Annotated in this window: 13 protein-coding genes; 6 read left to right on the forward strand and 7 right to left on the reverse strand. The window is 65.5% G+C overall.

Going from position 1 to position 13,253, the window contains the following annotated elements:
* The first annotated feature begins 5 nt into the window (after positions 1–5).
* The 3 genes from AC1DT6_RS11055 to AC1DT6_RS11065 all read left to right on the forward strand — a co-directional run bounded on the left by AC1DT6_RS11055 (position 6) and on the right by AC1DT6_RS11065 (position 2,819).
* A complete protein-coding gene (locus tag AC1DT6_RS11055; protein WP_441626986.1) occupies positions 6–1,109 on the forward strand; it encodes a COX15/CtaA family protein in 1,104 nt (367 codons plus the stop codon).
* Positions 1,106–2,041, forward strand: coding sequence for a heme o synthase (locus AC1DT6_RS11060; RefSeq protein ID WP_035861055.1), 936 nt, complete (start codon positions 1,106–1,108; stop codon positions 2,039–2,041). The genes AC1DT6_RS11055 and AC1DT6_RS11060 overlap by 4 nt, the downstream gene beginning before the upstream one ends.
* A gap of 148 nt (positions 2,042–2,189) precedes the next feature.
* On the forward strand, positions 2,190–2,819 hold the full coding sequence (locus tag AC1DT6_RS11065) for an SCO family protein (protein ID WP_045241358.1): 630 nt from the start codon (positions 2,190–2,192) through the stop codon (positions 2,817–2,819).
* A gap of 114 nt (positions 2,820–2,933) precedes the next feature.
* Here AC1DT6_RS11065 and rpoH read toward each other — a convergent pair whose 3' ends face one another.
* Positions 2,934–3,830, reverse strand: a complete 897-nt coding sequence (gene rpoH, locus AC1DT6_RS11070) for an RNA polymerase sigma factor RpoH (protein ID WP_477114674.1) — start codon at positions 3,828–3,830, stop codon at positions 2,934–2,936.
* A 389-nt stretch (positions 3,831–4,219) separates the two neighbouring features.
* On the opposite strand from rpoH, the gene AC1DT6_RS11075 reads away from it, so the two are divergent.
* Positions 4,220–5,095, forward strand: coding sequence for a pirin family protein (locus AC1DT6_RS11075; RefSeq protein WP_441626989.1), 876 nt, complete (start codon positions 4,220–4,222; stop codon positions 5,093–5,095).
* Positions 5,096–5,112: 17 nt separating this feature from the next.
* Here the strand turns inward: AC1DT6_RS11075 and ybiB are convergent, their stop codons facing one another.
* The 5 genes from ybiB to AC1DT6_RS11100 form a co-directional block, all read right to left on the reverse strand.
* Positions 5,113–6,123: a DNA-binding protein YbiB gene (gene ybiB, locus AC1DT6_RS11080; protein WP_441626991.1), complete on the reverse strand. Its 1,011-nt coding sequence runs from the start codon at positions 6,121–6,123 to the stop codon at positions 5,113–5,115.
* 114 nt (positions 6,124–6,237) lie between these two features.
* Positions 6,238–7,041: an ABC transporter ATP-binding protein gene (locus tag AC1DT6_RS11085; RefSeq protein ID WP_441626993.1), complete on the reverse strand. Its 804-nt coding sequence runs from the start codon at positions 7,039–7,041 to the stop codon at positions 6,238–6,240.
* A gap of 34 nt (positions 7,042–7,075) precedes the next feature.
* The gene (gene ntrB / locus AC1DT6_RS11090) at positions 7,076–7,870 is read right to left on the reverse strand and encodes a nitrate ABC transporter permease (protein ID WP_235184883.1); all 795 of its coding nucleotides are present in this window, start codon (positions 7,868–7,870) and stop codon (positions 7,076–7,078) included.
* Between the two features lie 233 nt (positions 7,871–8,103).
* Positions 8,104–9,423, reverse strand: a complete 1,320-nt coding sequence (locus tag AC1DT6_RS11095) for a CmpA/NrtA family ABC transporter substrate-binding protein (protein ID WP_045241387.1) — start codon at positions 9,421–9,423, stop codon at positions 8,104–8,106.
* Between the two features lie 324 nt (positions 9,424–9,747).
* Positions 9,748–10,395, reverse strand: a complete 648-nt coding sequence (locus AC1DT6_RS11100) for an ANTAR domain-containing response regulator (protein WP_045241354.1) — start codon at positions 10,393–10,395, stop codon at positions 9,748–9,750.
* A gap of 210 nt (positions 10,396–10,605) precedes the next feature.
* Between AC1DT6_RS11100 and AC1DT6_RS11105 the strand changes: the two genes are divergently transcribed.
* On the forward strand, positions 10,606–11,307 hold the full coding sequence (locus AC1DT6_RS11105) for a fumarylacetoacetate hydrolase family protein (RefSeq protein ID WP_477114675.1): 702 nt from the start codon (positions 10,606–10,608) through the stop codon (positions 11,305–11,307).
* Between the two features lie 4 nt (positions 11,308–11,311).
* Positions 11,312–11,959, forward strand: coding sequence for a maleylacetoacetate isomerase (maiA, locus tag AC1DT6_RS11110; RefSeq protein ID WP_441626997.1), 648 nt, complete (start codon positions 11,312–11,314; stop codon positions 11,957–11,959).
* Between the two features lie 81 nt (positions 11,960–12,040).
* Here maiA and ftsY read toward each other — a convergent pair whose 3' ends face one another.
* Positions 12,041–13,222: a signal recognition particle-docking protein FtsY gene (ftsY, locus tag AC1DT6_RS11115; protein WP_441626999.1), complete on the reverse strand. Its 1,182-nt coding sequence runs from the start codon at positions 13,220–13,222 to the stop codon at positions 12,041–12,043.
* Positions 13,223–13,253: the final 31 nt, after the last annotated feature.

Consider the following 13,253-nt stretch of genomic DNA (forward strand, 5'->3'; position numbering starts at 1 on the left):
CGCGCATGCTGCTCCAACTCGCCATCATCGGCGTCCTGATCGCGCTGTTCCCGCTCAGCTATGTGCTGGTCAAAGGGGATCGCAACAAGTACCGCAAGCTGGTGTGGATCACCGCCTTCCTGACGCTGGACCTGATCATGTTCGGCAGTTTCACGCGGCTGACGGATTCCGGCCTTGGCTGCCCGGACTGGCCGGGCTGCTACGGCCACTCCAATCCGCATGCCGCGCAGGAGCATATCCGTGCGGCCGAAACCGCCTTGCCCAGCGGGCCCGTGACCATCACCAAGGCGTGGATCGAGATGATCCACCGCTACTTCGCCATGGCGGTCGGCGTGCTGATCATCACGCTGATGGTGCTGGCCTGGGTCAAGCGGCGCGAACTCAGGCAGTCGCCCTGGTTCGCCACCGGCGTGCTGCTGCTGGTGTGCGTGCAGGGCGCGTTTGGCGCCTTTACGGTGACGCTCAAGCTTCAGCCCATCATCGTGGTCACGCACCTGATGTTGGGCATGGGCCTGCTCGCGGCATTGATCTGGCTGGGTTCGCGCAGCGACCCGCCGCTGGCGATCGCGCCGCAAGCGGGCGCGCTGCGCTGGCCGGCACGCATTGCGCTGGCCCTGCTGGTCATCCAGATCTTCCTGGGCGGCTGGGTGAGCACCAATTACGCGGTGCTGGCCTGCACCGACTTTCCGCTGTGTAACGGCCAGTTGGTGCCGGACATGGACTTCCGCCACGGCTTCACCCTGTGGCGCCAGCTCGGCATGACAGCCGACGGCGACTACATTCCACACTCGGCCCTGGTGGCGATCCACTGGGTGCATCGTGGTTTTGCCTTCGTCGTGCTGGCTTTCCTGGCCTGGTTCGGCCTGCGGGCGCGCCGCTTTGGCGGCCTCGCCCACAGCGCCGGCTGGCTGCTGGGCGTGCTCGCGCTGCAACTGGCTACCGGCCTTTCGAACATCGTGTTCGACTGGCCGCTGGGCGCCGCGGTGGCGCATAACGGCGGCGCGGCGCTCTTGCTGCTGCTATTGGTTCGTCTCAATTACAATATAGGGCTCGCGGCCCGGTCCGCGAACATTGCTACGGACGTGCCGGCTGCCGCGCGCGCCACATGAAAGACAAGAACTCGCCAGTGGTTACTGCTACCCACACACATCCCCTCGGACGGGTTCGCCACCTGGTCCGCCAATACGCCGCCCTTACCAAGCCCCGTGTGACGCAGCTTGCCGTCTTCTGCGCCATCATAGGCATGTTCCTGGCCACGCCGGGCATGGTGCCCTGGCCGGTGCTGATCGGGGGCGCCGCCGGTATCTGGCTGCTGGCGGGTGCCGCTTTCGCCATCAACTGCCTGGTGGAGCAAAAGGTCGACGCGCTGATGCGCCGCACCGCATGGCGCCCCTCCGCCACCGGCGAGATCACAACTATCCAGACCCTGGTGTTCTCGGCGGTGCTGGGCGGCGCGGGGATGTGGCTGCTGCACGTTTATACCAACGACCTGACCATGTGGCTGACGGTTGCCACCTTCGTCGGCTATGCCGTGGTGTACACGATCCTGCTCAAGCCGGCCACGCCGCAGAATATCGTGATCGGCGGCCTGTCCGGCGCCATGCCGCCGGCGCTTGGCTGGGCGGCTGTCGCTGGCGAACTGCCGGCCGAAGCCTGGTTCCTGGTGCTGATCATCTTCACGTGGACCCCGCCGCACTTCTGGGCCCTGGCCCTGTATCGCCGCGCCGACTACGCCAAGTCCGGCTTGCCGATGCTGCCGGTGACGCACGGCGAGCGCTTCACGCTGCTGCACATCCTGCTGTACACGCTGATCATGATTGCGGCCACGCTGCTGCCATTCGTGTACGGGATGTGCGGTTACATTTACCTGGCGGCGGCGCTGATCCTGGGGGGCGGTTTCCTCGCATACTCCTGGAAGATGTACCGCAACTATTCCGACGCACTGGCGCAGCGGACTTTCCGTTTCTCGATCCTTTACCTCTCGCTGCTGTTCGCCGCGCTGCTGGTCGATCACTACTTCAAGTTCCTGCCGCAAGGCTGAGCGGCCGGACGGCGGCTTGCGACATCTTGTCGCGGCCTGAGCGCGCGGCGGCCCCAATCGGCGATACTGCTTCACATCTGTTAATGTGACCTTGCCGCGCCCGGCCGATTGCCGGGCGGTCCTGGCTCGCCAAACCACCCGAACCCGCATGCCGAACCGCTTCCCTCCGGGCTTCCTGCCCACTTTCGCCACCTTCCGCCGGTTGTGCCTGCTGGCGTTGTGCTCGCTGCTGCTTGCTGCATGCGGCCAGCAGCGCGCGTCATTCAAGAACGTCGATATCACCGGCGGCAGTGAATTCGGCAAGGACTTCGTCCTCACCGATCACAACGGCAAGGTGCGCTCGATCGCGGACTTCAAGGGCAAGGCGGTGGTGATGTTTTTCGGCTATACGCATTGTCCCGACGTGTGCCCGACCACCATGGCGGAGTTGAAGGCGGTCATGGAGCAACTGGGGCCGGATGCCGACAAGGTGCAGGTGCTCTTTGTCACGGTCGATCCCGAACGCGATACGCAGGCGCTGCTGGCGCAATACGTGCCGGCCTTCGATCCGCGCTTCCTGGGTATGCGCCCGGCCGACGACGCCGCGCTGCAGAAGGTCGCCAAGGACTTCAAGGTGTTCTACGCCAAGGTGCCAGGCACATCGCCGTCCAACTACACCATGGACCACTCGGCGGGCAGCTATGTGTTCGACCCCAGCGGGAAGCTGCGGCTGTTCATTCGCCATGGCCAGGGACCGGAGCCAATTGCGCACGACATCAAGCAACTGCTTGCTTCCTGAGGGGCGTGGCCGGTGTAACCGGTAGACAAAATGAAACAGGGCCGGTCGCGAGACCGGCCCTGTTGCTTTCGGGAAAAGGGCGGGGGTGAAATGCCCGCCGCCGCCCGGCGTGCCTCAGGCAAATGCCTGCAGCGCTCCCTTCATCTTCTTCATCGCCGCGGTTTCGATCTGACGGATACGTTCGGCCGAGACGCCGAATTCCTCAGCCAGTTCGTGCAGCGTGGAACCGCCGGACCCGTCGTCGTTGACCTGCAGCCAGCGCGCTTCGATGATGCGGCGGCTGCGGTCGTCGAGCTTGGACAGCGCTTCCTCCAGGCCTTGCACCTGCATGCGGTCGTGGCGCTGGGCCTCGATCACGCGGGTGGGTTCGTTGTGGTTGTCGGCCAGGTAGGCGATGGGAGCGAATTCCTCTTCGCCGTCGTCGATCTGGCCTTCCAGCGCCAGGTCACCACCAGACAGGCGGGTTTCCATCTCCATCACTTCTTCCGGCTTGACGTTCAGCTCGCGCGCAACCGCGTCGATCTGTTCCGGGGTGAAGGTATGGGCACCCTGCTTGTGGCTGCGCAAGTTGAAGAACAGCTTGCGCTGGGCCTTGGTGGTAGCCACCTTGACCATGCGCCAGTTCTTCAGCACGTATTCGTGGATCTCGGCCTTGATCCAATGCATCGCATACGACACCAGGCGCACGCCCTGGTCCGGGTCGAAGCGCTTCACGGCCTTCATCAAGCCGATATTGCCTTCCTGGATCAGGTCCGCATGGGGCAGGCCGTAGCCGAGGTACTGGCGGGCGATGGACACCACCAGGCGCAGGTGCGACAGCACCATGCGGCGCGCAGCGTCAACGGAGTCATGCTCGCGCAGCTCGCGCGCGAGCCGCTGCTCTTCCTCGGGGGTGAGCAGGGGAATACGGTGGACAGCCTGGATATAGCTGTCCAGATTTCCCAGCGTTCCGGGAAGCGTCAGCGCAAACGTGCCGGTACCTTGGGGCACCGTGGGCAGACGGTTGGTCATTTGGGTTTGGTCAGCAGATAGGACCGCGTTCACTCGATTGCTCCTTTTGCATCCGGCGGGTGGGTTGCCCGCGTACGCCAACCCATGGGGGCTACGCACTGCATTGCAACACATATTAGCACTCAAGCCGGTGGACTGCTAAGTTGGAGTAGTTATAGGGTTGATAGTTCCTGATAATCGAAATCTGTTTTCACATAGCGTTTCCTGCGAGGGGCTTTGCGTGATGTGGCGTGGCCACTATCTCATGCGAGCCCTCGAACGATCCGACATGGATTAGAGGGACCACGCGCCCTTCGGTTCTATCGCCAAATGAGATGCAGTGTTTCTACAGCGGCTACACTCTTTTCATTTGCGCTATCCGCAAGCATCGACCGAACCGGGGAGAATTCATGTCTGCTATCGAACACTTGCTCAAGCCGCACACGCGTGACCTTGGCGACTTTGCCGTCAGCCGGCTGCTACCCGCGGCGGCAACGCAGACCGTCGGGCCGTTTATTTTCTTCGACCATATGGGACCCGTGGCGATGCCTCCGGGGGAAGGTGCGGACGTGCGTCCGCATCCACATATTGGGCTGGCGACCGTCACTTACCTGTTCGAAGGCGAGATCCTTCACCACGACAGCCTTGGCAGCAAGCAGGTGATCAGGCCGGGCGACGTGAACTGGATGACGGCGGGAAAGGGCATCGCGCACTCGGAACGCTCGCCGCAGGCCGCCCGCGATGCCGGGCCGCGCCTGCATGGCATACAGACCTGGGTGGCGTTGCCAAAGGAGTTCGAAAACGTCGAACCGTCCTTCCATCATCACCCCGCCGCAACGCTGCCCAAGCTGGAGCGCCCCGGGGTGCGGATGACGGTGATCGCCGGAGATGCCTTTGGCGCGGAGGCTCCCGTGAAGGTGTTCAGCCGCACGCTCTATGTGGCCATCGAACTGGATGCGGGTGCCAGCCTGGAGATTCCGCCGGAGCATGCCGAACGTGGCATCTATCCGGTGGACGGCAGCGTTGCGCTGGATGGCGAAATATTGCCGGAACGCCATTTGGCGGTGTTGGTGCCTGGCGTGCCAGTGACGCTGACCGCGCAGGCGCCTTCGCGCGTGATGCTGCTAGGCGGCGATCCGACGGACGGGCACCGCTTTATCTTCTGGAATTTCGTCGCCAGCAGCAAGGAAGCGATCGAGGCGGCCTCCCAGCGCTGGGAGGATGACCAGTTCCCGCGCGTGCCCGGCGAGGACGATCGCATCCCGCTGCCGCAGCGCAAGCGCTGAAAGCGCCCGGGCCTGCCTCAGACCGGGCTGGCCCAGGTCACGCGCGTTCCCTGTTGCAGGCAGTCGCGGATCGCCTCGATCTGCGTAGCGATCGGAGCCGGGACGGGTGCCTTGCCGTCCAGCACGAGGCGGATCCAGGCCGCAGTCTGGTCCACGTCGCTGCCGGGTGGCAATTCCGGCACTTCGGTGATGGAGCCCGCGGTGGGATCGACCAGTGTGCGCTGATGTCCGTCGTGTAGCCAGTCGATGCGGCTGCCGCGCCGCGCATCGGCCACCACTTCGCCTTCGGTGCCGCGCGCCAGCAGCACATTGGCCGGCTCACGGGAGAAGTAGTCAGTCAGCGTTTCCCGGTACTCGGGATGGGTGTAGCTGTACAGGCGCAGCGCTTCCGCCGGGGAGTGGGTGCCGACCGGCTGGAGCATCTTGACCACCGTGTGCGCGGAGTTGCGCAAGCCGATCTGCATGCGCCTGTCGAGCATGGCGGCCAGCGCCGGCGACAGCACGTCGATCGGCAGCACCGCCAGCGGGCCCGGCTGGCTGTCCTTGCTGCGAAGCTGGGCTTCGGCCTGCGCCACGGAACTGCACGGCGCGATGCCCAGCGCCTCGAATAGCGAGAGGCTGGTCACGCGCCCGTTGAACTGGCGGCTGCCGTGCACCAGCACGGGAATGCCCTCGCGCGCTAGCAGCAGGGCCAGCAGCGGTACCAGGTTGGGCTGCTTGCGCGCGCCGTTGTAGCTTGGGATGGTCACAACAATGCGGTCCGGCGGCGCCGCCAGCGGCAGGCAGTGCGCGTGCGCGGCATCGAGCATGCCGGCCAACTCGTGCGGGGCTTCGCCCTTGATGCGATAGGCCATCAGCACCGCGCCCAGCTCGATATCGGCCACGCGGCCGGCCAGCATGGCATCGAACAAGGCCTGCGCGTCCTCGCGCGGCAGCGCGCGGGCGCCGTTGACGCCCCGGCCGATTTCCTTGATGTACTTCGCCGCGGCGAAAGTCGGGGCGGAGGGCGTGGCAGGCGTGGTGGTCATGGCGGGCTGGGGCGATGTGGTTTGAGGTTCATGATAGCGGAGCGGACGGGCCGTGCCCATCGCATTGGCCAATGCCGGCCTGCCATGCCGCCGCGCCCGCTTGCCGGCGTCCGCTCAGGCGGCTTCCTTCAGCGCCGGATTGCGCTGCTTGCGATACAGGAAGTCCAGCACCGCGGTCCGGCACGCGTGATAGTTCTTGTCGTCGGCCAGCGCCATGCGCTCGCGCGGCCGTGGCAGGTCCACCTTCAGCACTTCGCCGATCGTGGCGGCCGGGCCGTTGGTCATCATGACGATGCGGTCGGCCAGCATCACCGCTTCGTCCACATCATGGGTCACCATCACCACCGTGCTGCGGGTCTTGGCCACGATCTTGATCAGTTCGTCCTGCAAGTGCGCGCGGGTGAGCGCATCCAGCGCGCCGAAGGGCTCGTCCATCAGCAGCATCTTGGGCTCCATCGCGAGCGCCCGCGCGATGCCCACGCGCTGCTTCATGCCGCCCGAGATTTCCTGCGGATACTTGGATTCGGCATGGGTGAGCCCGACCATGGCCAGCGTGTCGTGGGTGCGCGCCTTCAGTTGCGCCTTGGTTTCGCTGCCGCCGAACACGCGTTCCACGCCAAGGTAGACGTTTTCGAAGCAGGTCAGCCAGGGCAGCAGCGAGTGGTTCTGGAACACCACCGCCCGATCCGGGCCGGGCCCGGCGATCTCGCGCTCGGCGCAGATCAGTGCGCCGGCGCTGGGACGGTCCAGTCCGGCCAGCAGGTTGAGCAAGGTGGACTTGCCGCAGCCGGAGTGGCCGATCAGCGTGATGAACTCGCCGCTGGCGATGGACAGGTTGACATCGCGCAGGGCGACGAACGGCCCCTTCTTGGTCTTGAAGGTCTGCCCGACGTTTTCGATACGGACGAACTTTTCCATGAGGTTCTCCTTGGCGCTGCGCGCGGTAGCCGTCTTAGTTGCCGTAGCTGAAACGCTTCGCCAGGCTCAGCAATGCGTATTCGAGCAGCAGCCCGACCACGCCGATGATGAAGATCGCGATGACGATGTGCTCCACCTTCAGGTTGTTCCACTCGTCCCACAGCCAGAAGCCGATGCCGGTGCCACCGGTCAGCATCTCCGCGGCCACGATCACCAGCCAGGCCGTGCCGATCGACAGCCGCACGCCGGTCAGCATGTAAGGCAGGACGGCCGGCAGCAGCACGCGTGTGAACACCTTCCACTCCGACAGGTCGAGCACGCGCGCGACATTCAGGTAATCCTGCGGCACGCGCGTCACGCCCACCGCGGTGTTGATCACCATCGGCCAGATCGAGCAGATGAAGATGGCCCATATCGCCGCCGGGTTGGCAGACTTGAACAGCAGCAGCCCGATCGGCAGCCATGCCAGCGGCGAGACCGGGCGCAGCAGGCTGATGATGGGCGCCATCATGGCGTTGAGAAAAGCGAAGCGGCCCAGCGCGAAGCCGGCCGGGATGCCGATCAGCGCCGCCAGCCCGAAGCCTGCCGCGACCCGTGCCAGCGACGCCAGCACGTTCCAGCCGATGCCCTGGTCATTGGGGCCGTTGCGGTAGAAGGGGTCGGCAAACAAGGGCACGGCGGCATGCCAGGTAGCGGCCGGCGTGGGGATGGCGGGGATCATCGTGGCGATACCGTGCCAGACCAGCAGGAACAGCGCAAAGCCGGCAACAGGCGGCATCAGCTTCAGCACGATGGCCGCGAAGGCATCGCGCCGTGCCGCACTGCGCAGAGCGCGTTCATGAGCCCGCTGGTCGCCAGGCGCGGCGAGATCGGCGGGGCTGCCGCTGTCTGCGGGCGCGGCTTGGGTGCCGGCATGGGCGGCCGGCTGGGCAAGTGCATTCACGTCAGGCTCCTTCAGGGGCCGGCGTGTCGCCACGCCGGCGTTCAAGCGGCAATCAAATCGAAATCACTCGGCAGGCGAACGGTGCGGCCGGCGCGATATCAGGCGAAATCGCGCAGGGCTCAGGCCTTGATCTTGAAGCCGTCGGCGTAGGCCTTCGGATCCTTGCTGGCATCCCACACCACGCCGTCCAGCAGCTTCGCGGTACGGAAGTCGCTCTTGGGTACTGGCACCTGCGCGGCCGCGGCACCTTGCTTGTAGACGTCGATGCGGTTGACCTTCTTCGCCACCGCCAGGTAGTCGGGGTGGTCCTTGAGCAAGCCCCAGCGCTTGTGCTGCGTGAGGAACCACATGCCGTCGGAGAGGAAGGGATAGTTGGTGCTGCCGTCCTGGTAGAACTTCATCGAGTCGGGATCGTCCCAGGTCTTGCCCAGGCCATTGCTGTAGCGGCCAAGCATGCGGTCCAGGATGATGTCCATATCCGTGTTGACATAGGACTTGGCGGCAATCGTTTCCGCGGTCTTGCGGCGGTTGGAGGCCGAGGCATCGATGTACTTCGATGCCTCCAGCACGGCGGCAACCATGGCGCGGGCCGTATTGGGGTACTTCTGCACGAACTCGGCGGTGGTGCCCAGGGTCTTTTCGGGGTGATCCTTCCAGATCGCCTGCGTGGTCTCGGCGGTAAAGCCGATCTTGTCGGCGATTGCGCGCGCGCCCCAGGGCTCGCCCACGCAGAATCCGTCCATGTTACCCACGCGCATATTGGCCACCATCTGCGGCGGCGGCACGGTGATGGCCTTGGCGTCCTGCATCGGGTTGATGCCGTTGGCGGCCAGCCAGTAGTACAGCCACATCGCGTGGGTGCCAGTGGGGAAGGTCTGGGCGAAGGTGTAATCGCGCTTTTCCCTGGCCATCAGCGCTTTCAGGCTGGCACCGTCCTTGACGCCTTTTTCCGCCAGTTTGGACGACAGCGTGATGGCCTGGCCATTGTGGTTCAGGTTCATCAGCACGGCCATGTCTTTCTTGGGCCCGCCGATGCCGAGCTGCACGCCGTAGATCAGGCCGTACAGCACGTGTGCCGCATCGAGTTCGCCGTTGACCAGCTTGTCGCGCACGCCGGCCCAGGAGGCTTCCTTGGTGGGCGTGATCTTGATGCCGTATTTCTTGTCGAAGCCGAGCGTGCCGGCCATCACTACCGAAGCGCAGTCCGTCAGCGGGATAAAGCCGATCCGCACTTCCGGCTTTTCCGGCGCATCCGAGCCGGCTGCCCAGGCTCCGGCGCGCACGAGCGGGTCGACCAGCGTGATCACGCTGGCGCCGGCGATGGTGGCCAGGGCGCGGCGGCGGCCGCTGCTGGCGGGTACCGCATCGGCGCCGGCGGCGCTGGCGTCGGTGGCAACCGCGGCGTGCAGCGGCTTGGCAATCTTCAGGCGAGAGGGCATTCCACGGCTCCAAATGAAAAGCGTCCTGAACCGCGCCGCTTTCGCCAAGAATGCGGGGCAGTTCAGGACGCCGTTGTCCCGTGATGCGGCGCGGCCGTCGTTGGCGGCGCACATCGGTTTGTGATCGGCCGTCGTTGGCCGATGTCTGGATTATGCAAGCCGCGTGCCAAGCTTGTTATGCAGGGTGCAGTCAATATTCGCGCGAACGCGGTGACGCCCTGGCCCGAAGGGGCAGGGCGGCGGGCGGTACCGGTGCGCGGGCGGTAGGGCGGCAGCGCCATCCTTGTGCATTGCACCAAGCGCGTGCGGGGCGTCGCCCGCGCCTTAACTCATTACATCGATGACGCGCCGTGCCGCTTCGACGAGCTTGATGCCACGCTCCATGGCCATGCTGCGCAGCCGCTTATAAGCCTCTTCCTCGCTCATGCCGCGCTCTTTCATCAGCAGGCCCTTGGCGCGTTCGACTTCCTTGCGCTCGGCCAGCTGCAGGCGTGTGGCATCCAGCTCGGCGCGCAACTCCTGATCCAGTTCGAAGCGCGCATACGCCACGTCGAGCACGGTCTTCACGCGATCGGCGCGCAGCCCGTCGACGATGTAGGCGGTAATGCCTGCCGTCAGCGCGGCCTTGATGCGCTGGGCGTCGTCGTTGTCCGTAAAGAGCACGATGGGGCGCGGCGCGTGCTGGGTGGAGACGCATACGTGCTCGACTGTATCGCGCGCCGCCGATTCCGAGGCGATGATGATCAGGTCCGGCTGCCGCGCGGCGATCGCGTCGGGGAGCCGCAGGTCGGCGTCCACCGTCTCGATGTCGGTGAAGCCCGCCGACACCAGCCCGGCATGGATCGTCTCGACGTTGAGCGGGTCGGCGTCGTGGGGATCGCGCACCAGCAGGATGCGCAGCGTGCGCGAACCCGCGGCGGAGGCGGGCGCGGGACTCGTCGGACTGGGAGGGGCTGGGGGGCGTCGGTTCATGGCGTCACTTGGGATCTCTCGTGCCATGCAAGATTCGCGCCGAGATGCTTCTAATTGTATTGCGGGGTTTCCCGGATTCAATGGTTTGCCGGCATACGCGGCGGGAACCGCCGGTGTATGCTATTGCCCTGCTGCGCGGCGGGGCGTCTGCTGGCGACGCCGCATGCCGGTGCGTAGCCTAAAACACAGTGCACAAGTCTGGAGAGAAGGATGACCGAATTCGTATTTGCCCCGCCGGCGCCCAACGGCGTGCCCGTGCGCGGCAGCAGCGCTCAGTTCCCGGTGCGCCGGGTTTACTGCGTGGGCCGCAATTATGCCGCGCATGCGCGTGAAATGGGTTCGGATCCCGACCGCGAGCCGCCGTTCTTCTTCTGCAAGCCCGCCGACGCGGTGAGCTACGTGGCCGACGGCAGCGAAGGCACCTTCCCCTATCCGCAGGGCACCGGCAACTGCCACTATGAAGTGGAACTGGTCGTCGCCATCGGCAAGGGCGGCAAGGACATCGCCGAGGCGGACGCCGCCAGCCACGTGTTCGGCTATGCCCTCGGCCTCGACATGACGCGCCGCGACTTGCAGAACGAATCCAAGAAAACCGGCCGCCCATGGGAAACCGGCAAGGCCTTCGACAAGTCCGCCCCCATCGGCTCGATTGTGCCGGTGTCCGCCATCGGCCATCCGGAGAAGGGCGCGGTGACGCTGTCCGTCAATGGCGTCGAGAAGCAGCGCGGCGATCTTTCGGACCTGATCTGGTCGGTGCCCGAGATGGTGTCTTATCTCTCCAGGCTGTTTGAGCTGCAGCCCGGCGACCTGATCTATAGCGGCACGCCAGAAGGCGTGGGCCCGGTGGTGAAGGGCGACATCATGCAGTGCAAGATCGAAGGCGTGGGCGAACTGACCGTCAAGGTGGTCTGAGCCTATGTTCAAGCTCTACAGCTACTTTCGCAGCTCGGCGTCGTACCGGGTGCGCATCGCGCTGCGGCTCAAGGGCCTGCCTTATGAGTATGTGCCGGTGCATCTGTTGCGCGACGGCGGCCAGCAACTGCTGCCGGCCTACCGCTCGCTCAATCCCGATGCGCTGGTGCCGACCCTGGTCGACGATGACCAGGTATTGATCCAGTCGGTGGCGATGGTCGAGTACCTCGACGAGACGCATCCCGAGCCGCCCTTGCTGCCGGGCACCGCGCTGGATCGTGCCTACATTCGCGCGGTGGCGCTTGAGGTCGCGTGCGAAATTCATCCGCTGAACAACCTGCGCGTGCTGAAGTACCTCAAGCACACGCTGGGCGTGGCGGAGGAAGCCAAGGACGCCTGGTACCGCCACTGGGTCGAACTGGGTTTCGAGTCGGTGAATACCAACCTGGTGCGCTCGGGCAAGGCAGGGCGTTTCTGCTTCGGCGATACGCCGACGCTGGCCGATATCTGCCTGGTGCCGCAGGTGTTCAACGCGCAGCGTTTCAATATCGATGTTGGCCGCTATCCGGCGATTGCCAAGGTGTTCGAGTCTTGCATGGCGCTGCCCGCGTTCCAGCAGGCCGAGCCCAAGGCGCAGCCGGACGCCGAGTAAGCCTGGCGCGCAGGTCCGGCGCTGGCAGGCGTAAAGAAAAAGCCCCGCAAGCAGTTGCGGGGCTTTTCGTTGCCGCCGCGTTCAGCCCAGCAGCGCTTCGGCAAATTCATCGGCATTGAAGGGCTGGAGGTCTTCGACCTTTTCGCCCACGCCGATGAAGTAGACCGGCACCGGCCGCTGGCGCGCGATCGCGGCCAGGATGCCGCCCTTGGCGGTGCCGTCGAGCTTGGTCACGATCAGCCCGGTCAGCCCCAGCGCATCGTCGAAGGCCTTGACCTGGGACAGCGCGTTCTGGCCCGTATTGGCATCGATCACCAGCAGCGACTCGTGGGGCGCGGTCGGCATCGCCTTGGCGATGACGCGCTTGACCTTCTTCAGCTCCTCCATCAGATGCAACTGCGTGGGCAGGCGGCCCGCGGTATCGGCCATCACGATATCGATGCCGCGTGCGCGCGCCGCGTTGACCGCGTCGAAGATCACCGCGGCCGGGTCGCCGCTCTCCTGCGAGACCACGGTCACATTGTTGCGCTCGCCCCAGATCGTCAATTGCTCGCGCGCGGCGGCGCGGAAGGTGTCGCCGGCCGCCAGCAGCACGGACTGGTGATAGCTCTGGAAGTGCTTGCACAGCTTGCCGATGCTGGTGGTCTTGCCGGCGCCGTTGACACCGGCGATCATCATCACCATCGGTTGCTCGCGGCCCAGCACCATGGTTTTCTCGAGCGGGCGCAGCAGGTCGGCCAGCAGTTCGCGCAGTGCGATCTTGACGCCCTCGGAGGTCTCGATGCGTTCGTTCTTGACGCGGCGGCGCAGCGCGCTCAGCAGGTGTTCGGTTGCCTCGACGCCCGTGTCCGCCATGATCAGGGCCGTTTCCAGCTCCTCGAACAGGTCTTCGTCCACCTTGACGCCGACAAACAGCGTGCCCAGGTTGCGGCTGGTTTTGGACAGGCCGGTGCGCAGGCGCTGCATCCAGCCGCGCTTGGCCTCGGCGGTGGCGGCCGGTGGCGGTGTCAGGACCATATCCCCGATAGCGGCATGGGCAGGCGGGACGACGGGTGAGAAAACCGGTTGGGCGGCCGGCGCGCTGACGGCCGGCGCGTGCGCTGACGGGGCTGGAGGGGCGGCGGCCGGGCCGGGTACAGCAGCGGGAACCGGGGCTGACGCACCGGCGGGCGCTGGTGCGGGCGCTGCAACGGGCGCGGGGACCTGCGCCTCGGGTGGCGCGCTGGCCGGTTCGGCCTTGCGCTTCTTCCAGAAACTAAACATTGGGAAAGGGGTCAATACCCCGGTAGAATCA

The organism is Cupriavidus sp. 01L45, assembly GCF_056399885.1.